Below are 21796 nucleotides of genomic sequence, written 5' to 3' on the forward strand. Positions count from 1 at the left end.
CCCGGCCCCGGGCGAGCCGGAAGGCGCGGCTGTGGTGCGTTCGGGGTTCTGCGGGGATCGCTCCGGTACGTGGTCGGCCCCGGGGGAGGCTGATGGTGCGGCTGTGGTGCGTTCGGGGTCCTGCGGGGATCGCTCCGGTACGCGGTCGGCCCCGGGGGAGGCTGATGGTGCGGCTGTGGTGCGCTTGGTGTTCTGGGGGGATTGCCCTGGTACGGGGTCGGCCTTGGGGGAGGCTGATGGTGCGGCTGTGGTGCGTTCGGCGTTGTGGGGGGATTGCCCCGGTACGTGGTCGGCGCCGGGGGAGTCGGAAGGTGCGGTGGGGTCGTAGGAGAGGGGCACCTCAGGCTCCCTTGCCGTAGAGCTGGGTGATCAGGGAGGCGAGCACCTGGTCCGTGCGGGGGCCGTAGTTGAGCAGGACGCCGTCGTCGATCGTGAGCACGCGGCGGTCCATGCCGGCCGGGGTCTGCGCGACGCCCGGGATCTTCACCAGGCCGTCGACGCCGCCGACCGATTCGAGCCCCTTGGACATGACCAGGATCGCGTCGGGGGCGGCGGCCGCCAGGGCTTCGCTGGTGATCGGGGTGAAGTCCTTGCCGAGGCCGGACTCCTTCCCGGTGTCGACCGCTCCGGCCGCTTCGAGGAGTGAGGCCGCTCCGGAGTCCGAGCCGCCCAGCAGGTAGACGGAGGCCGTGCCGCGCAGGTAGAGGAAGGCCACCCGGGGCTGTTTGCCGCGGGCTGCGGGAACGTTTTCGCGGAGGGCGGCGATGCGGTCGGCGGTGCGCTGGTTCAGCTGGGCGCCGGCCTCCTTGACGCCGAGCGCGGCGGAGACGGTGTCGATCCGCTTCGGCACGTCGTCCAGCCCCTTGGCGGGAGCGACGACGAGGACCGGGATGCCGGCGTCGCGGATCTGCTGGATCGCCTCGGCGGGCCCGGTGGTGGTCTCCGCCAGGACGAGCGTCGGGCGGAGGGAGAGCACGCTCTCGGCGGAGACGTCGTGGCCACGTGTCACCACCGGGAGGGCGGCGGCCTGTTCGAACGTGGCGGTGATGTCGCGGGCGACGACCCGTCCGCCGAGGCCGAGCGTGTGGACGATCTCGTTGAGGCTGCCGGTCAGCGGGATCACCCGGTCGGCCGAGGTGACGGTGACCTGCGCACCGTCGGCCGAGGGGACGGTCACCGGCAGGGCGGGCTGTGGCGTCGCGGCGAGCGGCTCCACCCGGTCCGGAGCGGCCGCGGGGGCGGGGGCGGATGAGCCCGGAGAGGTGGCCGTACCTCCGCAGCCCGTCAGCGCGAGTGCCAGTGCCAGTGCGGTCACGGCAACTGCGAGACGGGGGAAGCGGTGTGACGCGGCGGGCGTAGGCACGAAGGCACCGTCCTGATCGTCCGACTGAGGTTCTGAGGACCGGGGGGTTTTCATCCGGCCCGGACTTAGCTTAGGTTAGCCTAACCTTGCTTGCTAGACCCTGGAGGGGGCATTCATGCCCACGAGACCCGTCCGTGCGCTCACCATCGCCCTGCTGGCGGGCCTGTTGGGGGCCTTGCTCCCGGCGACCGCCGCTCGCGCGGGCACCGTACAGGGGGGTCGGCTCGACTGGGGCATCAAATCGTCCTTCCAGAGTTATGTCACCGGTCCGGTGGCGAAAGGCGGTTTCAAGCTGAAGAGCGGCGCCGCCACGGTCGGCGGAAGTCTGTTCCGCTTCCACTCGGCGACCGGCTCCTACGACCCCGCAACCGGCGCGTTCGAAGCCTCGTACTCCGGTGGAGTCACCTTCCAGGGCCACCAGAAGCCGGACGGTGTGTACGAGTTGGACATGACCGTCAGCCGACCGACCGTCAGGATCAGCGGTGGGGGCGGGACGCTGTACGTGGACGTCTCCAGCAAGGCCAAGGACACGGGCACGGTCAGCAACCAGAGCCAGGTGCCGTTCGCGACGCTCGGCGTCGGCGGGATCAACATGAAGGGCGGCGCCAGTCCGCTGACCCTCACGAACATCGCGGTCACCCTCACCGCCCAGGGCGCCCAGGCGTTCGCGGGGTACTACCCGGCCGGCGCGCAGCTCGACCCGCTCTCGCTCTCGGCCGACGTGCGGACGGCCCCGGCCGCGGAGCCCTCGCAGCCGGCCGCCACGCAGCCGAGCGTCCCGGCCCAGTCCTCGCAGGCACCGGGCGGCTTCGCCGACGCCGCCGTCGACTGGGGGGTGCGGCGTACCTTCCGCGAGTACGTCACCGGTTCGATCGGCCAGGGCAAGTGGACCCTCGCCGAGGGGGCCCAGGACGGCGGCGCGCTGTTCCGCTTCCCGCAGGGCAAGGGTACGTACGACGGCCGGAACGGCACCCTTGAGGCCGCTTTCGCCGGCACGGTCAAGTTCACCGGCACCCACCTGGATCTGACGCTGGGCAAGGTGGGCGTGAAGGTGGAGAACGGCAGGGGCGTGCTGTCCGCGGACGTCACCACGGCGGGCGCGACGAAGAACGCCGTCCCGCTGGTCGAGTTCGACGCCAGGGGTCTGAAGACCGAGGGTGCGCTGCTCACCCTGGCCGAGGCCCCGGCCACCCTCACCGAGGGCGGCTCGCAGGCCTTCAACTCCATGTACAGGGCCGGCACCGAGATGGACCCCGTCTCGCTGGCCGTCGCCCTCGACGCCACGGCGGCCCTGCCGGCCCTGCCCGACCTGGGCTCCACGGCCGCCCCCTCGGCGCCCCCCGCCCCCGCCCCCGCGCCGGCCGCGGCCGCGGAGCCCGAGAAGTCCTCGAACACCGCCCTCTACGCCGCCCTGGCCGCAGCCGCCCTCCTCCTGGCCGCCACCGTCACCACCCTGGCCATCCGCCACCGCCGCAGAACCCCCGCCGCTGTCGCCACCGCCATGTCGTCCCCTCCCTCGCCGACAGCCGCTGCCGCTGCCGCCGATACGGCTACCGCAGCCCCGGCCGCTGCCGGCAGCGCCGCCCCGGCCACTGGGGCTGGCGCGACTCCGGCCCGTAGCGCCACCCCGGACCCCGCCGGTCAAGCCGCTGCCCCGGACCCGGCAGCGGGCTCCGTCGGTGGCGGGGCCACGTAGCTGTCCGCGTGGCCCGCTCCCCTTTCCTTCCGTCCTTCAGGAGTTCCCCGTCATGTCGTCCATCCGCCGCCGCGTCTCCCTCGCGGCCGCCGTTCTGACCGCCGCCGCCCTCGGCGCCACCGCGTTCGCCCTGCCGGCCACCGCCGCCGGCGGTCCTCCCGCCGGGCCCGTGAAGATCGTGGGCGGCTCCCTCGACTGGGGCGTCCTCGCCAGCTACCGCGCCTACGTGACCGGCATGGCCAAGGGCACCATCTCCGTCGCCGAAGGCGCCGTGCAGAACACCGACGGCACCCTGAAGTTCATCGACGCCACGGGCCAGTACGACCCGGCCGGCGGCCACGTGGTGAAGGCCGCCTTCAAGGGCAGCGTCACCTTCTCCTCGCCCGCCCCGCCGACCGGCCACGGCTTCGAGGTCAAGCTCTCCGACATCCGTATCGACACCGGTACCAAGAAGCTGACCGCCGACGTCACCAAGTCCGGTGCCACGGCCCAGGACGTGCCGCTGGCGACCGTGGCCTTCGCAGGCCCGTCGATGAACGGCCTCGCGACGACCCTCACCAAGGAGGCCGCGGAAGCGCTCGGTTCCCCGGGCTACGAGAACAAGGCCGGCGACCCGCTGACCGCGGGGCTAAAGTTCGAGGAGCCCGCCCCCGAACCGACCCCGACGAAGCCGACCCCCACCAAGGACCCCGCCCCCACCAGGGACCCCGCCCCCACCACCCCGGCCGACGGCCCGCAGAAGGTCCTGAACGGCAAGCTGACGTGGGGCGTGAAGGAGTCCTTCCGACGCTACGTGCTGGGCGCGGGCTCGATCACCCCGGCCGGCGGCGCCGCGAAGAACGGCGACCTCTTCGGCTTCGCCTTCGGCAAGGGCGAGCTGGACGTGAAGAAGCAGAAGCTGAACGCCTCCTTCGAGGGCAACCTCCGCTTCCAGTACGCGGCCCACGGCATCGACATGACCTTCGCCAACCCCCGCGTCGACGCCACCGGCAGGACCGGCACGCTCTACCTCGACGTCAAGAACGCCGCCGGCAGCAGGACGGGCGTCGCCTTCGCCACGCTCGACCTGTCGAAGACCGACTACAGGACGAAGAACGGCGTACTGGCGCTGAACGCCGTGCCGGCCGCCTTCACCGCCGACGGCGCGGCCGCCTTCGCCAACGACACCACCGGCTCCATGTACAAGGCGGGCGACCCGATCGACCCGCTCACCTTCTCGGTGGCCGTGGACAAGGACGCCACCCTGCCGCCGTCCACGGGCGGCACGCCCACCGGCGGCACGACGGGCGCAGGCACCGGCGGAACCACCGGCGGTACGGGCGGCACCGCGGGCGGCGGCTCGGCGGGCGGCGGCTCTGTCGGCGGCAACCTCGCCGACACCGGCGCCGAGATCCCGGCCGGAGCCCTGCTCACCACCTCCGGTGTCGTGATCGCGGCAGGCGCGGGCGCGATCTTCTTCGCGCGCAGGCGCCGTACGGCCCAGGTCTGAACCGTGCTTGAATTCCCGCGTGAACGATCTCGATGTCCTGAGGGTCTTCTGCGCGGGTGACGGCCGGTACGGCAACCTGCTCGGTGTCGTGCGCGACGGCCGGACCTGCCCCGACGACGCGTCCCGGCAGGCGCTGGCCGCCGAACTCGGCTACAGCGAGACGGTGTTCGTCGACGACCCCGAGCGCGGGGTCGTCGACATCCGCACCCCCGGCACCCGGATGTCCTTCGCCGGACACCCGCTGGTCGGGCTCGCGTGGCTGCTGGACATCGAGGAGCTCCAGCCGCCCGTCGGATCCGTATGGGCGCGTGACGACGGCGAGTTCACCTGGATCACCGCCCGGCCCGAGTGGGTCGAGGGCAAGCGCACGCAGCAGTTCGGGAGCGTCGCCGAGGTCGAGGCGCTCCCGGCGCCGCCGCCGGGCGAGGGCTGGCTGTACGCCTGGGCGTGGGAGGACGAGGCCGCGGGCCGCGTCCGGGCCCGCGGCTTCCCGCGTCGCCCCGACGGCGTCATCGCCGAGGACGAGGCCACCGGCTCGGCGGCGATCCTGCTGACGGCCGAGCTGGACCGCGCCCTGAACATCACCCAGGGCGCCGGTTCCCAGATCCTCACCGCCCCCGGCGCCGACGGCACGATTGAGGTGGGTGGCCGCGTCCGCTTCGCCCAGCCCCCGGCCGCCCTCGCGTAACTGGGTATCCCGTACCGGTGAAGTGAGTACCTGAGCACTGGCGCGGCCACCGGGCGCCGCGGTGCCATGGGGTCATGACGACGAACTCGATCCCCGGGCCGCCCTGCGCGCGGCGGCAGTGGCCGGCCGTGGCGGCGCTCTTCACCGTGCTGGGCCCGGCCGCCGCGTGGCTCGGCCGGGCGATCTCGTACCTGCCCGAGGTGCCGGGCCCGTACGCCCTGTTCTACGTCGTCCCGTTCGCGCTGGTGGCCGCCACCTGGATCCCGCCGCGGACCGACGCGCAGCGCCGCAGGCGCCTCGCGATGGGGAGCGTCGGCTGCCTCATGGCCCTGTTCTACCCGAACGTGCTGGTCGTCACCTGGCTCGTCCTGTGGGCGGTGGCGGGCTCATGAAACAGCCGCGGGGCCGGGCCTGGCCCGGCCCCGCGGCGGCGCGAGGTCACGCGGCGAGGCGGTACGTGGCGAGGCGGTCACGCGGTGAGGCGGAACTCCTCGCCCAGCTCGCGGAAGACCGCTCCGTTGAAGTCGAAGGCGCGCCTGCACTCGTCGATGATGCGCTGCTTCTCCAGGTCGTCGGCGGCGATCGCGTCCAGCAGCTCGCGGTAGGTCCGCTTGAAGGCCGCCGGGTTGGAGATGTCCGCGAAGACGTAGAAGCGGACGCCGTCGCCCTTGCGCTCGAAGCCCCAGGTGCGCTCCGCCTTGTCGCGGATGATCTGCCCGCCGGAGAGGTCGCCCAGGTAGCGGGTGTAGTGGTGGGCGACGTAGCCGCCCGGCCACTCGGCCGCGCACTGGGCCACCCGGGCGGCGTAGGCCTCGGTCGAGGGCAGCGCCACCACCTGCTCGCGCCACGCGGGGCCCAGCAGGTGCGCGAGGTCGCGCTCGATCTCCGCGACGCGCATCAGCTCGGGCCGGATGAAGGGGCCCGCCACCGGATCGTCCTTCAGGGACTCGGCGGCCTCCTCCAGGGCCCGGTACACGAACCACAGCTGCTCGGTGTAGCGCGTGTACGCGTCCACGCCGAGCCGTCCGCCCAGCATGTCGCTCATGAAGGTCGACGTCTCGGCCTCGGTGTGCTGCTCGTGCGAGGCGACGCGGATGACCGTGGAGAAGGCGTCCAAGGCGGACCTCCCAGAAGAGGAAACAGGCGTGGCGACAGTGCCGCCACGCCCGATACTCCTACTTAGGCTTGCCTAAGTCAATGGGTTCCCGACGCCTTGTCGGTAAAAAGGCCTCCGGCCGGAAACCGGTCAGGGAAGGGTCAGGATGTCCGCCCCGGAGTCCGTGACCACCAGCGTGTGCTCGAACTGCGCGGTCCGCTTGCGGTCCTTCGTGACGACCGTCCAGCCGTCGTCCCACATGTCGTAGTCGTGGGTGCCCAGGGTCAGCATCGGCTCGATCGTGAAGGTCATCCCCGGCTCGATGACCGTGGTCGCGTGCGGGCTGTCGTAGTGCGGGATGATCAGGCCGGAGTGGAAGGACGAGTTGATGCCGTGGCCGGTGAAGTCCCGGACCACGCCGTAGCCGAAGCGCTTCGCGTACGACTCGATGACGCGGCCGATGACGTTGATCTGACGGCCCGGCTTGACGGCCTTGATCGCCCGGTTCAGTGCCTCACGGGTGCGCTCCACCAGCAGCCGCGACTCCTCGTCCACGTCCCCGCACAGGTAGGTGGCGTTGTTGTCGCCGTGCACCCCGCCGATGTACGCCGTCACGTCGAGGTTCACGATGTCGCCGTCGCGCAGGACGGTGGAATCGGGGATGCCGTGACAGATGACCTCGTTGACCGAGGAACACAGCGACTTCGGGTAGCCCCGGTAGCCGAGCGTCGAGGGGTAGGCGCCGTGGTCGCACATGTACTCGTGGGCGACCTTGTCGAGCTCGTCGGTGGTCACCCCCGGCGCGATCAGCTTGGCGGCCTCCGCCATCGCCTGGGCGGCGATCCGGCCGGCGATGCGCATGGCCTCGATGGTCTCGGCCGACTGCACCTCCGGTCCGGTGTACGGAGTGGGCGCGGGCTTGCCGACGTACTCGGGACGGCGGATGTTTCCGGGAACGGAACGGGCGGGAGAGAGCTCGCCTGGCACGAGCAGCGACTGACCGGACATGCAAGCGAGTGTATCCAGCGGGGATGGGGCAGCATGGCGGGATAGAGCGGCACACAGCGGCTTGCGGAGGCATCGAGAGGAGCCTGGACGACGATGGCCCTGTTCAAGAAGCGCCAGGTGGGCAAAGCCGGCGAGTGGTACTACTGCCTGGTCCACCAGAAGGTCGAGGAAGGCCCCGAGTGCCCGGCCAAGGACCGGTTCGGCCCGTACGGAACGCCCGAGGAGGCCGCCCACGCCATGGAGACGGCGCAGGAGCGCAACCTGGAGTGGCAGAACGACCCCAAGTGGAACGACAAGACCCGCGAGGAAGAAGAGGGCACCTCGGGCACGGGCACGGGCACGTCCGGCTGACGGGCCGGCAGGAGCGCACTACCAGCGGCTGGGCGGCGGCGCGGTCAGCCGGTCGGCCAGCCCCGCCAGCCGGTCCAGCAACCGGCGGCGGGAGCCGCGCTGGGCCGGCGGACCGTTCTCCCCGGCCGCCGCGCTGACCAGGTGCTGCACGGTGTCCAGGTCCAGCTCGGCGGCGCCGTCCGGCACCGACAGCGCGTCGTGCGCCAGCGCCCCCAGGTCCCGGTCCCCGCCGTCCAGGGACAGCACGGTCGCCCCCGCCCGGCGGGCGTCGTGCACCCGCTCCAGCAGCCCCGCGCCGGGCTCCCGGGGCGCCACCACCAGTACGGTGTGCCCGCGCCCGGCCGCCGCCAGCCGGCCCAGCCCCACCGACAGGTGCGGCGGCTCCCCGGACCGCACCCGGTGGCGCACGAGCGTCGGCGCCAGCTCCGGCCGGCCCGACCAGGCGGCCTCGTCGACGAGATGCGCCGCCAGATGCCAGGGCTCGTAGCCCTCGGTCCCCACCAGCAGCAGCTTCCCGCCGGCCGGCACGACGGACCGGCGCAGCGAGCCGGCGAAGCGGCGCGCGTCGCCCGGCCACTGCGTACCGGCGAGCACCTCGCGCAGCAGGGCGACCCTGACGGCATCCATGGCCGCATCCTGCCGCATCGGGCCGACACGGGGGGCGCTTCCCGGCTCTTCGACTGTGAGCTACCCGGCAGTACCCTCGCCCCCATGACTTCCTCAGACAGCACGCAGAAGCCGCCGGCCAAGGACCCGTGGGACCTGCCGGACGTGTCCGGCCTCGTCGTCGGCGTCCTCGGCGGCACCGGTGACCAGGGCCGCGGCCTCGCCTACCGGCTCGCCCGCGCCGGCCAGAAGGTGATCATCGGCTCCCGTGCCGCCGACCGCGCGCACACCGCCGCCGACGAACTGGGGCTCGGCGTGGAGGGCGCGGACAACGCCGAGTGCGCGCGCCGCAGCGACATCGTCATCATCGCGGTGCCGTGGGAGGGTCACGCCAAGACCCTCGAAGCGCTCCGCGAGGACCTCGCCGGCAAGCTCGTCGTCGACTGCGTCAACCCGCTCGGCTTCGACAAGCAGGGCGCCTACGCCCTCCAGGTCGAAGAGGGCAGCGCCGCCCAGCAGGCTGCGGCCCTCCTGCCGGACTCCCGCGTCACGGCCGCCTTCCACCACCTCTCGGCGGTCCTCCTCCAGGACGAGTCGATCGACGAGATCGACACCGACGTCATGGTCCTCGGCGAATCCCGCGCCGACACCGACATCGTCCAGGCCCTGGCCGCCCGCATCCCCGGCATGCGCGGCATCTTCGCGGGCCGCCTGCGCAACGCCCACCAGGTCGAGGCCCTCGTGGCGAACCTGATCTCCACCAACCGCCGCTACAAGGCCCACGCGGGCCTCCGCACGACGGACGTCTGACCACCCCACCGGCTGCGCGGTGCCTTTACGGCAGCACTGCGGGGCATGGGGGACACTGGAGTGGCTCGACCCCCCTCCAGTGTCCCCGAGGAGCTCTTCCCATGCCCCGCCTTGCCGTCTTCGCCGTTGTCGTCTGCGTCCTCGCTGTGGCCGCAGCCGTCGTCGCCTTCGTGGAGGGCAGCTTCCTCGGGATCGTGTGGGTGCTGCTGGCGGGTCTCACGTCGAACATGGCCTGGTACTACATGCGCAAGGCCAAGGCCGAGAAGGCCGCCACCGCCCGCAACGCCTGAGCCTGAGCCTGAGCCGTCAGCCTCCGGCCGCGGCCCGGGCGGCCTTGAGCGCCGTCTCCAGCGCCTGATCGGCCGGGACCGGCACGTCGGGGACGACACCGACGCCCTCCCAGTTGCCGCCCGTCACCGTGCTGACCGTCCGGGCCGTCGGTACCGCCACCAGGACGTGCTCGCTCACCGCGTGCCGGTCCGTGGGATGGGCGCCGCCCCGCGTGGTCTCGCCGACGAGGACGGCACGGCCGTGTGCCTGGACACCCCTTAGTCCTGCGGGACCTCGCAGACGCCCGCGCCGTCCTGCCAGAAGCGGTAGAGGTCGCGGCCGCAGTACGTCTCCAGGTCCGACACGCCCAGCGCCGACAGCACGCCGTCCACGACGTCGAAGAAGACGGCGTTGACCGCCGGGATCCACAGCAGCGCGAAGACCGCGATCAGGCCGAACGGCGCCAGCGGCTCCATCTCGCGCCGTACCCGGTACGACAGCCACGGCTCGATCACCCCGTACCCGTCGAGGCCCGGCACCGGCAGGAAGTTCAGGATCGCCGCCGTCACCTGGAGCATCGCGAGGAAGCCGAGCGCGTAGCGGAAGGCGAGCGGCACCCCGTCCAGCGCGTCCAGCCAGAACGGGGCCGTGCAGACGACCGCGAAGACCACGTTCGTCAGCGGTCCCGCGGCCGAGATCAGGCTGTGCTTCCAGCGGCCCCGGATCCGGCCGCGCTCGATGAAGACCGCGCCGCCCGGCAGGCCGATCCCGCCCAGGATCACGAAGATCACCGGCAGGACGATGCTGAGCAGTGCGTGCGTGTACTTCAGCGGGTTCAGCGTCAGGTAGCCCTTGGCGCCGACCGTGAGGTCGCCGCCGTGCAGGGCGGTACGGGCGTGCGCGTACTCGTGCAGGCAGAGGGAGACGATCCATGCCGACGTCACGAAGAGGAACACGGCGAGGCCGGCGCTTGTCGAGTACCCCGTCCACACCGCCCAGCCCGTGACGGCCATGACGGCGAAGATCCCGAGGAATACCGAACTGATCCGCCGCTCGTGGCGGGTGCCCTGATGAACCATGCGGGGAAACCTATCCCGGGGCGCGCGCGGAAAACGGTTCGGGGCCGAGCCGGGGTCCGGGGACAATGGGCCGGTGCGTTACGCGATTCTCGGCTCCGCCCAGGTCCTCCGCGACGACGGGACCCCCGTGGCCGTCGGCGGGGCGCGCCTGCGTGCGCTCCTGACCGCGCTCGCGCTGCGCCCGGGGCGGGTGGTGCCGGCCCGGCTGCTGGTCGACGAGGTGTGGAACGGCGCCCCGCCGGCCGACGCCGTGGCCGCCCTGCAGGCGCTGGTGGCCCGGCTGCGGCGGGCGCTGGGGCACACGGCCGTGCTGTCCGCCGACGGCGGCTACCGGCTGGCCGCCGAGCGCGAGGACGTCGACCTGTACCGCTTTGAGCGGCTGGCCCGGGCCGGCGCCGAGGCGCCGGACCCGGCCGAGGCCACCGCCCTGTACGAGGAGGCCCTCGCCCTGTGGCGCGGACCCGCCCTCGCGGACCTGCCCGACCCGGCCGCGGAGGCCGCGCGCTGGGAGGCCGTACGGATGGAGGCGCGCCGGGGCCGGCTCGCCGCGGCCCTGGCCCTGGGCCGGGCCGAGCACGCCCTGCCGGAGCTGACCGCGCTGTGCGCGCGGCAGCCGCTGGACGAGCCGCTCCAGGTGCTGCGGATCCGGGCCCTGCGCGACGCCGGCCGCGCCGCGGAGGCGCTGTCCGCCTACGACGACGTACGCCGGGACCTGGCCGACCGCCTCGGCACGGACCCCGGCCCGGCCCTGCGCACCCTGCACGCCGAACTCCTGGCCCCGGAGGGCTCCGGTCCGGCGACCCGGCCGCCGAGGTTCACACCCCCCGGCGGCCCGGAACACCCGGGCCACGCCCACAGCCCGGCCGCAGGCCACGGCTCCGCGCTGGGGCACGGCCCGACGCCGGCCGAAGGCCAGGCCCCGCTCTCGGGCCACGCCCCGGCCCCGGCCGCAGGCCACGCTCCGGCCTATGGCTCCGCCCCGGCCCAGGGCCCGGCCCCGGCTGCGGGCCACGCTCCGGGCTCGGGCGCGGGGCACGTCCATGCTCCCGGCCACCCGGCCGCAGGCCACGGCCCGGCCCAGGGCCACGGCCACGGCCCGGCCCAGGGCCACGGCCACGGTCCGGCCCGGGGCTACGCCCCGGCCGCAGGCCACGGCACGGCTGTCGGCGGCAGCGCGGGCTTCCGGGCCGCCGGGCCGCAGGGCGGATCCGATGCGGGCGGGAGCGCAGCGGCAGCCGCAGCCGCTTCCGCCCCGCCCGGCCGGGGCAGCGGCAATCTGCGGGCTCGGCTGACCACCTTTGTCGGGCGCGAGGACGACATCCGCGTCATCGGTGACGACCTCGCGCGGGCGCGCCTCGTCACGCTTCTCGGGCCCGGCGGCGCCGGCAAGACCCGCCTGTCCCAGGAGGCCGCCGAGGCGCACGAGCCGCACGGCCGCTGGCCCGACGGCGTGTGGCTGGTCGAACTGGCCCCCGTCGACGACCCCGAGGACGTCGCCGAGGCCACCCTCGCCGCAGTCGGGGCGCGGGAGACCAAGCTGCGCGGCGCCGCCGCCGAGGAGCTGCGGGCGCTGACCGAGCGCAACGGCGACGACCCCCTCGACCGGCTCGCCGAGCACTGCGCGCACCGCAGCCTGCTGCTCGTGCTCGACAACTGCGAGCACGTCGTCGAGGCCGCCGCCGAGCTCGCCGAACGCCTCCTCACCCACTGCCCCGGCGTCCAGATCCTCGCCACCAGCCGCGAACCCCTCGGCATCCCGGGAGAGACCGTCCGCCCCGTCGAACCGCTGCCCGACCCCATCGCGCTGCGGCTGCTCGGCGACCGCGGGGCAGCGGCCCGCGCCGGGTTCACCGTGGACGAGGACCCGGCCGCCGCGGCCGAGATCTGCCGCCGCCTCGACGGGCTGCCGCTCGCGATCGAGCTGGCCGCGGCCCGGCTGCGGCTGCTGACTCCGCGGCAGATCGCGGACCGGCTCGACGACCGGTTCCGGCTGCTGACCAGCGGCGCCCGCACCGTCCTGCCGCGCCAGCAGACCCTGCGGGCCGTCGTGGACTGGTCCTGGGACCTCCTCGACGAGGCCGAGCGCACCGTCCTGCGCCGGCTGTCCGTCTTCGCGGGCGGCTGCGACCTCGCCGCCGCCGAAGCCGTCTGCGCCGACCCGTCCGGGGACGCCGCCGCCGACGCCGCCCTGGACGTCGCCGACACCCTCGGTTCCCTCGTCGACAAGTCCCTGGTCGTCGCCGCCCCCGGCCCCGGCGGCTCCGGCATGCGATACCGCCTCCTGGAGACGGTCGCCGAGTACGCCTCCGAGCGCCTCGCCGAAGCCGGAGCGGGCGGCGACCGCGACGCCACCGCCCGCCGCCACCTCGTCCACTACCGCGAACTCGCCCGGACCAGCGACCCCCTGCTGCGCGGCCACCGCCAGCGGGAGGCGGCGGAGCGGCTCGCCACCGAGTACGAGAACCTCCGTACGGCCCTGCGCCGGGCCGTCACCACCCGCGACGTGGACGAGGCCCTCTGCCTCGTCCACGCCCTGGGCTGGTACTGGCACCTGCACGACCAGCGGACCGAGTCCCGGCACTGGGCGGACGCGGTCGCGGCCCTCGGCCCCAACCCCTTCGCGGCCGTACCCGTCGTCCCCGCCGAGCCGGTGTACGGGCAGCTCGTGGACTCGCCGCCGCCCTACCGCGGCGAGGTGCTCGACGAGGCCTGGCGCGCCCTGCACCTGGTCCGGCTGGCGTCCCGGGACCAGACCAACAAGGACTGGGACGACCCCGAGGTCCGGGCCCTGGTCGACGGGGTGATCGCCACCTACCGGCCCGGGCTCCCGCAGACCTGCCGCACACCGGCCTCCCTGTGGATCTACGCCGTCATGATCGCGGGCGATGCCGGGCTGCTCAAACGTGTCGTCGACGAGACCGTCGCCACCGCCCGCACACTCGGCTACCGCTGGGAGCTCGCCTCCGCCCTCCAGCTGCGCGCCAACATCCTCGCCAACCGCGCCGACTGGGCCGGCGACGCCTCCCGCGACGCCGACGAGAGCCTGGAGCTCTTCCGGCAACTCGGCGACGACTGGGGCTGCGCGGAGGCGCTCTCCGCCCGCGCCGAGTCCCGGGAGAAACGCGGCGAGCACGCCCTGGCCGCCCGCGACTACCGCGAGGCGATCGCGTACGCCGAACGCCTCGGCGCGAAGGCGCAGGTGACGGTGTTGCGCGTCCGGATGGCCGGCACCCTCACCGAGAACGGCGAGATCGCGGAGGCCGAGCGGATCCTCACCGAGATCACCGCCACGGTGCAGCGGTTCGGCAACGAGGCGATGCCCGCCGCCCGGATGTTCCTCGCCGGCATCCTCGGCCGTACCGGACGGATCGACGAGGCCCGCGTCCAGATCCGGGTGCTGCGCGAGGAGTTCGCCTTCGGCGCGTACGCGATCTTCGACGTGTTCCTGCTGGCCACGACGGCCTGGCTGGACAACCAGGACGGCCGCTACGAGGACGCGCTGCAGGGGATCCGCGACGCCACGGCCGCCTTCCGGCACCCGCTGGCGCTGATGGTCGCCCCGCACCTGCCCGCCACCTTCCTGCTGACGGCGGCCGTCTCCCTGGTGTCGCCCGGCGGTCCGCAGCGGGAGGACGACGGAGCCCGGCTGCTCGGTGCCTACCGCGCGCTGATGCCGCCCGCCCATTTCCCGGTGACGACGGAACGCGAGGACTTCGCCTTCGCCGAGAAGCAGGCGCGCTCCGCGCTCGGCGACACCGCCTACGAGGCGGCGTACGCCGAAGGCGGTGGCCTCACCCTGGAGGAGGCCACCGCCCTCGTCTGACCCGGCCCCCGGCCGGTGCCCGTCCGGGACGCGATCCGGAGTGGACCGGTCCGCGGGTCAGGTCTTCTGGCGGAACTTGCGGACCGCGAGCGGCATGGTGACCGCGGTGATGGCCAGTGACCAGAGCAGCGTCATCCACACCGAGTCGCCGACGGGCGTGCCGTTGATCAGGGCGCGGGCGGCGTCCGCCAGGTTCGACAGCGGGTTGTAGTCCGTGAAGGACTGGAGCCAGCCCGGCATCGTCGACGGCGGGGCGAAGATCGAGCTGCCGAACTGCAGCGGCATCAGGACCAGCATCGCCATGCCCTGGACGGCCTGGGCGGTCTTCATGGTGAGACCGAGCAGGATGAAGATCCACATCAGCGCGCTGCCGAAGACGGCCGACAGTCCGATGGCGAGGAACAGGTCCAGCACCGAGGACCTGATCGACAGGCCGAGCAGGAAGCCCACGCCCAGCAGGATCGCGATGGCCACCATCATCCGGCCGAGCTCGACGACGATCTTGGCGAGGAGCACGGACGACCGGGCGATCGGCATGGACCGGAACCGGTCCATCACGCCCTTCTTGAAGTCGTCGTTGACGCCGGTGCCCACCGCCATCGCGATGTTCATGCCCATCATGGCCATGAGGCCCGGGACCACGTAGTTCACGTAGTCCGCCTGGTTGCCCTTGCCGGAGATCGCGCCGCCGAAGACGAACACGAACAGCAGCGTGAAGATGATCGGCATGAACAGGACGTCGAACATCGACTCGGGGTCCTGCTTGATCTGCAGGGCGTTGCGGCGCACCAGGGCGCCGATGTGCCGCAGGTTGGCCCGCAGGCCGATCCGTCCCTCACCGTGCGCGGCGGCCGGCCGGGCCGGGCCGGGCGCGGAGGGCGCGGGCTTCGTCGTGGTTACGGTGCTCATGCCGCGACCTCCTCGGTCTTCTCGGCGGGAACGGAGTCCTCGACGAGCGTGGGCTTCTGGCCGGTGATGGCCAGGAACACCTCGTCGAGGCTGGGCAGGTAGGTGCCGAGGTCGGCGATCGCGTACCCGCGGGCGGCCAGCAGCCCGACCACGGCGGTCAGCTGCTCGTCGCTCAGGATCGGCACGAGGAGCACGCCCTCGTCCGGTACGGCCTGGGAGCCGGCCACGCCGTCCAGTCCGGCCTCGGCCAGCGAGCGGGCCATGCCCGGCAGGTCCGCGGCGGACACGGGACGGATCTTCAGGGTGCGGCCGCCGACACGGGCCTTCAGCTCGTCGACCTTGCCCTTGGCGATGACCTTGCCGCGGTCGATGACGGTCAGCTCGCTCGCCAGCTGCTCGGCCTCCTCCATGTACTGCGTGGTCAGCAGCACGGTGGCGCCCTCCGCGACCAGGCGCTGGACCTCGTCCCACACCTCGTTGCGGGTACGGGGGTCGAGACCGGTGGTCGGTTCGTCCAGGTAGATCACGGCCGGCCGGCCGATCAGCGAGGCGGCCAGGTCGAGCCGGCGCCGCATACCGCCGGAGTAGTGCATCGCGGCCTTCTTCGCCGCCTCGGTCAGGGAGAAGCGCTCCAGCATCTCGTCCGCCCGGCTGCGGGCGTCCTTGCGGGAGAGGTCGAGCAGCCGCCCGATCATGTAGAGGTTCTCCCAGCCGGAGAGTTTCTCGTCGACCGAGGCGTACTGGCCGGTCAGGCCGATGGTGCGGCGCAGCTGCCGCGGCTGGCGGACCACGTCGAAGCCGGCGACGGTGGCCGTCCCCGCGTCCGGGGTGATCAGGGTGGAGAGGCAGCGCACCAGCGTGGTCTTGCCGGCGCCGTTGGGCCCGAGGACCCCGAGGACCGTGCCCTCCCGGACATCCAGGTCGACACCGTCGAGGGCCTTGGTCTCGCCGTAGTGCTTGACCAGCCCCCGCACCTCCACGGCGTTGGGGTTCTTGTCGTTTCGCGTCATGCCCACCATGGGACCAGGCGCCACTGACAAAGCTCCGACAGGCGACCGACAAACGTACGACAGACATACGACAGCCCGCCGACGCGCGGTCGGCGGGCTGTCGGAGCGGCGGTCTCAGTGGAACGCGTGCTGCTCCTGCGGGAACGTGCCGCCGACGACGTCCTCGGCGAACGCCTTCGCCGCGTCCGTCATGGTCTCGCGGAGCTTCGCGTACTGCTTGACGAACTTCGGCATCTTCCCGCCGGTCAGGCCCATCATGTCGGTCCACACCAGGACCTGCGCGTCGCACTCCGCGCCCGCGCCGATGCCGACCGTCGGGATGTGCAGGGACCGGGTGACCTCGGCGGCCAGCTCGGCCGGGACGAGCTCCAGCACGACCGCGAACGCGCCCGCGTCCTGCGCGGCCTTCGCGTCGCGCAGCAGCCGGTGCGCGGCCTCGTCGCCGCGGCCCTGCACCCGGTAGCCCATGGCGTTGACCGACTGCGGGGTCAGACCCAGGTGGGACATGACGGGGATGCCCGCCTGCACGATCAGCTCGGTCTGGGCCAGCGAACGCTCGCCGCCCTCCAGCTTCACGGCGCCCACCCCGGCCTCCTTGACCAGGCGGGTCGCGCTGCGCAGCGCCTGCACGGGGCCTTCCTGGTACGAGCCGAACGGCATGTCGCCGATGACCAGCGCACGGCTGGTGCCGCGTACGACGGCCGCCGAGAGCATCGTCATGTGGTCCATCGTCACCGGGACGGTGGAGTCGAAACCGAGGTGGCAGTTACCCATCGAGTCGCCGACGAGGATGACCGGGATGCCGGACTCGTCGAAGACGGACGCGGTCATTGCGTCGTAGGCGGTGAGCATGGGCCACTTCTCGCCGCGTTCCTTGGCGAGGGTCAGGTCGCGGACGGTGATGCGCCGGGTGCCCGTGCCTCCGTACAGGGTGGGGGAGGCGGCGGCTGCGGGTTCGCGGGCAGGCGAAACGGCATGCGTCATTGCAACTGCTCCTTGTGTCATCTCGAGGCACCCTCACGGTGTCCCCGGACTCACCCACCATGGTGGCATCCCCGGGGGCGTGGGCGGAAGTGGTGCGCGGCCTCCGCCGGGCCGAGTGCGCCAATGTGCGCGTTTCGTGACAACCGGAACCCCCTCCGTACGGCCGTTCGTCCTCCCGGACGTACGACCGTGACGGACGGTCGTGATGTACGGCACGGAAGGCTCCGCTTCATCGCCTAGGGTCAAGGGGCGGGGACGGAGCGCGAGCACGGCAGTGAGGGCAGTGGCATGGCACAGGCGTACAGGACGGAACCGGGGAACGGCGGCTCGGAGCCCGAGCCCTCCGAATCCCGTTTCCGGCGCCGGCTGGCCGAACTGCGCGGGGATCCGGGGATCTGGCGGCGGGGGCTGGTCCTGGCGGCGGTCTCCGTACTGCTGTCGCTGGTGATGATCTTCCACGCGGAGCTGCCCAACGACGTGGGCAACCTCGGCAGCCTCACCGAGACCTTCCTGCCCTGGCTGGGCCTGGCCGTTCCGCTTCTGGTGGCCGGCGCGGTCCTGCGCCGGTCCGCGACCGCGCTGATCGCGGTCCTGCTGCCCGCGGTGGTCTGGCTGAACCTCTTCGGCGGCCTGGTCTTCGACAAGTCCGGCACCGGCGGCGACCTGGTCGTCGCCACCCACAACGTCGACGCCGACAACCCCGACCCGCGCGGCACCGCCGCGTCGGTCGCCCGCTCCGGTGCCGACGTGCTGGCCCTCACCGAGCTCAAGGGCGGCGTCGTCCCCGTCTACGAGAAGGCCCTGGCGGCCACGTACAAGTACCACTCGGTCGAGGGCACCGTAGGCCTGTGGAGCAAGTACCCGCTGAGCGGCAGCGCGCCCGTCGACATCCGGATGGGCTGGACCCGGGCCATGCGGGCCACCGTCGCCACACCCCAGGGCGACGTCGCCGCCTTCGTCGCGCACCTGCCCTCGGTCCGCGTGAAGCTGAACGCGGGCTTCACCGCCAACCAGCGCGACGACAGCGCCGACGCGCTGGGCGCCGCGCTCGCCGCCGAACCCCTGAAGAAGGTCATCCTGCTCGGCGACCTGAACGGCACCATGAACGACCGCGCCCTCTCCGAGGTCACCTCGCAGATGCGCTCCACGCAGGGCGCGGCGGGCGACGGCTTCGGCTTCAGCTGGCCGGCGCAGTTCCCGATGGCCCGCATCGACCAGATCATGGTCCGCGGGATCCGGCCCGAGGCATCCTGGACCCTGCCCCGCACGGGCAGCGACCACCTGCCGGTCGCCGCGCGGCTGACCGTGAACAAGCAGCAGTCGTGAACAAGTAGTGCCCGCCCGCAGCGGCACGCGGGGCCCCATCGCATCAGCGGTGGGGCCCCGCGCGCGTGCCGTTCAGGCCCGCTCGCGCCAGCCGTTCGTGATCGGCAGCCGGCGGTCCTTGCCGAAGCCCTTCGCGGAGATCTTCGTGCCCGGCGGGTACTGGCGGCGCTTGTACTCCGCCGTGTCGACCATCCGCAGGGTCTTCGCGACCAGCTCGGCGTCGAAGCCGGCGGCCACGATCTCGTCCAGCCCCTGGTCCCGGTCCACGTACAGGGCGAGGATCGCGTCGAGGACCGGGTAGTCCGGCAGCGAGTCCGTGTCCACCTGCCCCGGGCGCAGCTCTGCGCTCGGCGGCTTCACGATCGAGTTCTCCGGGATCGGCGGGGTCTCGCCGCGCTCGGCCGCGGCCCGGTTGCGGTACCGGGCGAGCCGGAAGACGTCGCTCTTGTAGACGTCCTTGATCGGGCCGTACGCGCCCACCGAGTCGCCGTACAGGGTGGAGTAGCCGACGGCCAGCTCCGACTTGTTGCCGGGGGCCAGCACGATGTGGCCCTCCTGGTTGGAGAGGGCCATCAGCAGGGTGCCGCGCAGCCGGGACTGGAGGTTCTCCTCGGCGAGGCCGGTCAGGCCCAGCGAACCCATGTAGGCGTCGAACATCGGCTCGATCGGTACGGTCCGGAAGTTCAGGCCGGTGCGCTCGGCCAGGTCGGCCGCGTCGCCCTTGGAGTGCTCCGAGGAGTACTTCGAGGGCATCGAGACGCCGTACACGTTCTGCGCGCCGATCGCGTCGCAGGCGATGGCGGCGACGAGCGCGGAGTCGATGCCGCCGGAGAGCCCGATCAGGACGGAGCGGAATCCGTTCTTCTTCACGTACGCGCGCAGGCCCACGACCAGCGCGTCGTAGACCTCCTCGTCGTCGTCGAGCCGGTCGGCGTAACCGCCGGTCACGACCGGCTCGTACGGCTCCACCGGTTCCTCGGACAGGACGACGCGGTCGATGCGCAGCCCGTCGTCGACCACGCCCTCGGGGGCGTCGGCGCGTGCGGCCGGCAGGTCGAGGTCGATCAGGACGCAGCCCTCGGAGAACTGCGGGGCGCGGGCGAGGACCTCGCCGTCGGCGCCGACGACGATCGAGTCACCGTCGAAGACCAGCTCGTCCTGTCCGCCGATCATCGCCAGGTAGGCGAGGGTACAGCCGGCCTCCTGGGCCCGCTTGCGCACGAGTTCGAGGCGTACGTCGTCCTTGTTGCGCTCGTACGGTGAGGCGTTGATCGAGACCAGCAGCCCGGCTCCGGCGGAGCGGGTGGCGGGGACCCGGCCGCCCTCCTGCCAGAGGTCCTCGCAGATGGCCAGGGCCACGTCGACGCCGTGCACCCGGATCACCGGCTGCGAGTCGCCGGGCACGAAGTACCGGAACTCGTCGAACACGCCGTAGTTGGGCAGGTGGTGCTTGGCGAAGCGGAGCACCACCCGGCCGCGGTGCAGGACGGCCGCCGCGTTCTCCGGGGAGCCCGCCGGGCGCCCGAGGCGGGGCGTCGCCTGCTCCGTCCGGTCGAGGTAGCCGACGACGACCGGCAACTCGCCGAGCCCCTCGGCGGCCAGCCGCTCCGCGAGTCCGCGCAGGGCGCTGCGGGAGGCCTCGACGAAGGACGCGCGCAGGGCGAGGTCCTCGACGGGGTACCCGGTCAGCACCATCTCCGGGAACGCCACCAGGTGGGCGCCCTGCTCGGCGGAGTGCCGGGTCCAGTGGACGACCGAGTCGGCGTTCGCGGCGATGTTGCCGACGTGCGAGTCGATCTGATTCAGAGCGAGGCGTAGTTGAGGCACGGGGCCCAGTCTAATCGTCTTTCTGACGCGATGTCCTGGGTCCTGCCTGTTTCCCGGGATCCACGGCGTGGCGGGGGCTGTCGCGAGGCCCGCCGAGCGGCCTGCCCCGGGTCGTACGCGGGCCCGCCGGGCGGCCGCTGTGGGGCGTGGGCGGGCCCGGCGGGTGAGGGTGTCAGCCGATGGGGCCGGCGTACTTCACGTCGTCGAGCACGGTTCCGGCGGAGATGTCCGCGGTGAGGCTCTTGGTGCCCTCGGGGATCTCGAACGCCACGACGCCGCTGGCGGATTCACCCGGCAGGATCGATCCCTGCACCATCTTCGGGACGCTGCTGCCGCCGCCGCTGTCGAAGACCATCTCGGCGGTCATGCCCTTGTCGTCACGGACGTTGGGCACGGCGTAGATCACCTCGTGCGGTGCGGTCGAGCCGTTGGTGATGGTGACCGTGATCTGGACCGCGTTCTTGACCTGCTCGCGGGCGATGATGCCCTTCGGCTCGTACTTCGTCGGCTTCGAGAGGCTCACCTTGACGCCGTTGGGGTAGGTGAAGGTCTCGCCGAACGGCAGTGCGCTGGTCAGTCCCGGGACCTGCGAGGGCGACGGGGACTTGGACGGCCACGGCTCGCTGCTGGGGTACGGGCCGCCCAGGTCCAGATCGTCCTCGTCGAAGCCCGCCTCGATGCGGTCGGAGGCCCGGTCGAACACGGCGACGGTCAGGAAGAAGCCGCCGGCGGAGGCGAGCAGGCCCACCCCGCCGAGAACGGTGCCGAGGATGGCCATCGACCTGTTCGGGGCGCCCTTGTTGGCGCGCACGATGGCGCCGATGCCCAGGCCCAGACCGGTGACGGCGAGGATGGCGCCGAGCCAGAAGAGGAGCGGGACGAGGCCCAGCACGATGCCGAAGCAGCCGACGATCAGGGCGGCTACGGCCAGGCCGTTGGTGGCCGGGGCGGTCTGCGCGTAGCCGCCGTACGGGGCGGAGCCGTAACCATAGCCGGGGGCGGCCCACGGTCCGCCGGGAGCGCCGGGGCCGTCGACTGTGCCGAAGGTGGCGGTGGGCGCGCCGGGGGCCTCGGGAGCGCCGAAGGGGGCGGTGGGGGCCGGGGCCGGGGGTGCGAACGCCGAGGCAGCCGGGGCCGGTTCGGCGGCGGAGGGCGCGGGGGCGGAGGCGGGCGCGTCGGCCGCCGCCGGAGCGGCGGGGGCGACGGGGGCCTCTTCGGCCTGCGCCGGTTCCACGGCCGGTTCCACGGTCGGTTCCGGGGCCGCTTCGGGTGCCGGTTCCGGGGTCGGCTCGGGTGCCGGCTCGGGGGCAGCTTCAGGAGCCGGCTCGGCGGCGGGTGCGGCGGGGGTCTTCTCGAGCGAGAGCGGGTGGGCGGCTGCCGGTATCGGGGCCGTCTCGGGAGCGGGCGTGCCCGCCGGTTCCGTCGGCGGGCCGGGAGGGGTGCTGGGCGGGTTCGGCGGGG

The 21796-nt window shown here is 73.0% G+C and carries 20 protein-coding genes; 9 read left to right on the plus strand and 11 right to left on the minus strand.

Annotation, left to right across the window (positions count from 1 at the left end):
* Positions 1 to 340: 340 nt before the first annotated feature.
* Entirely contained in the window at positions 341 to 1417 is a 1077-nt protein-coding gene (locus AAT21_RS02955) for a heme/hemin ABC transporter substrate-binding protein (RefSeq protein WP_046775096.1), read from the minus strand.
* Positions 1418 to 1478: 61 nt separating this feature from the next.
* Here AAT21_RS02955 and AAT21_RS02960 point away from each other — a divergent pair, with 61 nt between their 5' ends.
* The 4 genes from AAT21_RS02960 to AAT21_RS02975 all read left to right on the plus strand — a co-directional run bounded on the left by AAT21_RS02960 (position 1479) and on the right by AAT21_RS02975 (position 5628).
* On the plus strand, positions 1479 to 3059 hold the full coding sequence (locus tag AAT21_RS02960; protein WP_079025401.1) for an HtaA domain-containing protein: 1581 nt from the start codon (positions 1479 to 1481) through the stop codon (positions 3057 to 3059).
* Between the two features lie 52 nt (positions 3060 to 3111).
* Positions 3112 to 4548, plus strand: a complete 1437-nt coding sequence (locus AAT21_RS02965; protein WP_046775097.1) for an HtaA domain-containing protein — start codon at positions 3112 to 3114, stop codon at positions 4546 to 4548.
* A gap of 19 nt (positions 4549 to 4567) precedes the next feature.
* Entirely contained in the window at positions 4568 to 5236 is a 669-nt protein-coding gene (locus tag AAT21_RS02970) for a PhzF family phenazine biosynthesis protein (protein ID WP_107081180.1), read from the plus strand.
* A gap of 74 nt (positions 5237 to 5310) precedes the next feature.
* Positions 5311 to 5628, plus strand: coding sequence for a hypothetical protein (locus AAT21_RS02975; protein ID WP_046775099.1), 318 nt, complete (start codon positions 5311 to 5313; stop codon positions 5626 to 5628).
* A gap of 77 nt (positions 5629 to 5705) precedes the next feature.
* Here the strand turns inward: AAT21_RS02975 and AAT21_RS02980 are convergent, their stop codons facing one another.
* Positions 5706 to 6353 carry a biliverdin-producing heme oxygenase gene (locus AAT21_RS02980; RefSeq protein WP_046775100.1) on the minus strand — a complete coding sequence of 216 codons (648 nt, stop codon included), beginning with the start codon at positions 6351 to 6353 and terminating at the stop codon, positions 5706 to 5708.
* A gap of 129 nt (positions 6354 to 6482) precedes the next feature.
* On the minus strand, positions 6483 to 7340 hold the full coding sequence (gene map, locus AAT21_RS02985) for a type I methionyl aminopeptidase (RefSeq protein WP_046775101.1): 858 nt from the start codon (positions 7338 to 7340) through the stop codon (positions 6483 to 6485).
* A 93-nt stretch (positions 7341 to 7433) separates the two neighbouring features.
* On the opposite strand from map, the gene AAT21_RS02990 reads away from it, so the two are divergent.
* The gene (locus AAT21_RS02990; RefSeq protein WP_046775102.1) at positions 7434 to 7691 is read left to right on the plus strand and encodes a hypothetical protein; all 258 of its coding nucleotides are present in this window, start codon (positions 7434 to 7436) and stop codon (positions 7689 to 7691) included.
* 18 nt (positions 7692 to 7709) lie between these two features.
* Here the strand turns inward: AAT21_RS02990 and AAT21_RS02995 are convergent, their stop codons facing one another.
* Positions 7710 to 8318, minus strand: a complete 609-nt coding sequence (locus AAT21_RS02995; RefSeq protein ID WP_046775103.1) for a hypothetical protein — start codon at positions 8316 to 8318, stop codon at positions 7710 to 7712.
* 84 nt (positions 8319 to 8402) lie between these two features.
* Here AAT21_RS02995 and npdG point away from each other — a divergent pair, with 84 nt between their 5' ends.
* Positions 8403 to 9107, plus strand: coding sequence for an NADPH-dependent F420 reductase (gene npdG, locus AAT21_RS03000; RefSeq protein ID WP_046775104.1), 705 nt, complete (start codon positions 8403 to 8405; stop codon positions 9105 to 9107).
* Positions 9108 to 9208: 101 nt separating this feature from the next.
* Complete coding sequence (locus AAT21_RS03005) at positions 9209 to 9397, plus strand: hypothetical protein (protein WP_030849047.1); 189 nt, start codon at positions 9209 to 9211, stop codon at positions 9395 to 9397.
* Between the two features lie 16 nt (positions 9398 to 9413).
* Here the strand turns inward: AAT21_RS03005 and AAT21_RS35100 are convergent, their stop codons facing one another.
* Both AAT21_RS35100 and AAT21_RS03010 read right to left on the minus strand, forming a co-directional pair.
* Positions 9414 to 9575: a hypothetical protein gene (locus tag AAT21_RS35100; RefSeq protein WP_235438658.1), complete on the minus strand. Its 162-nt coding sequence runs from the start codon at positions 9573 to 9575 to the stop codon at positions 9414 to 9416.
* 80 nt (positions 9576 to 9655) lie between these two features.
* A complete protein-coding gene (locus AAT21_RS03010) occupies positions 9656 to 10456 on the minus strand; it encodes a site-2 protease family protein (protein ID WP_046775105.1) in 801 nt (266 codons plus the stop codon).
* Positions 10457 to 10529: 73 nt separating this feature from the next.
* Here AAT21_RS03010 and AAT21_RS03015 point away from each other — a divergent pair, with 73 nt between their 5' ends.
* Entirely contained in the window at positions 10530 to 14279 is a 3750-nt protein-coding gene (locus AAT21_RS03015; RefSeq protein ID WP_052757624.1) for an AfsR/SARP family transcriptional regulator, read from the plus strand.
* A gap of 57 nt (positions 14280 to 14336) precedes the next feature.
* On the opposite strand, the gene AAT21_RS03020 is transcribed toward AAT21_RS03015, so the two are convergent.
* The 3 genes from AAT21_RS03020 to panB all read right to left on the minus strand — a co-directional run bounded on the left by AAT21_RS03020 (position 14337) and on the right by panB (position 17182).
* Entirely contained in the window at positions 14337 to 15188 is an 852-nt protein-coding gene (locus tag AAT21_RS03020; protein WP_046775106.1) for an ABC transporter permease, read from the minus strand.
* Complete coding sequence (locus AAT21_RS03025) at positions 15185 to 16207, minus strand: ATP-binding cassette domain-containing protein (RefSeq protein ID WP_412180292.1); 1023 nt, start codon at positions 16205 to 16207, stop codon at positions 15185 to 15187. The genes AAT21_RS03020 and AAT21_RS03025 overlap by 4 nt, the downstream gene beginning before the upstream one ends.
* Positions 16208 to 16312: 105 nt before the next feature.
* A complete protein-coding gene (gene panB / locus AAT21_RS03030) occupies positions 16313 to 17182 on the minus strand; it encodes a 3-methyl-2-oxobutanoate hydroxymethyltransferase (RefSeq protein WP_046775107.1) in 870 nt (289 codons plus the stop codon).
* 288 nt (positions 17183 to 17470) lie between these two features.
* On the opposite strand from panB, the gene AAT21_RS03035 reads away from it, so the two are divergent.
* A complete protein-coding gene (locus AAT21_RS03035) occupies positions 17471 to 18508 on the plus strand; it encodes an endonuclease/exonuclease/phosphatase family protein (protein ID WP_046775108.1) in 1038 nt (345 codons plus the stop codon).
* Between the two features lie 72 nt (positions 18509 to 18580).
* Here AAT21_RS03035 and AAT21_RS03040 read toward each other — a convergent pair whose 3' ends face one another.
* Both AAT21_RS03040 and AAT21_RS03045 read right to left on the minus strand, forming a co-directional pair.
* The gene (locus AAT21_RS03040) at positions 18581 to 20335 is read right to left on the minus strand and encodes an NAD+ synthase (RefSeq protein WP_046775109.1); all 1755 of its coding nucleotides are present in this window, start codon (positions 20333 to 20335) and stop codon (positions 18581 to 18583) included.
* A 172-nt stretch (positions 20336 to 20507) separates the two neighbouring features.
* A partial coding sequence (locus AAT21_RS03045) for a DUF4190 domain-containing protein (RefSeq protein WP_235438659.1) occupies positions 20508 to 21796 on the minus strand: 1289 nt, incomplete at its 5' end.

Source organism: Streptomyces yangpuensis (genome assembly GCF_001005295.1).
In the GTDB taxonomy this organism is placed as follows: Bacteria; Actinomycetota; Actinomycetes; order Streptomycetales; family Streptomycetaceae; genus Streptomyces; species Streptomyces yangpuensis.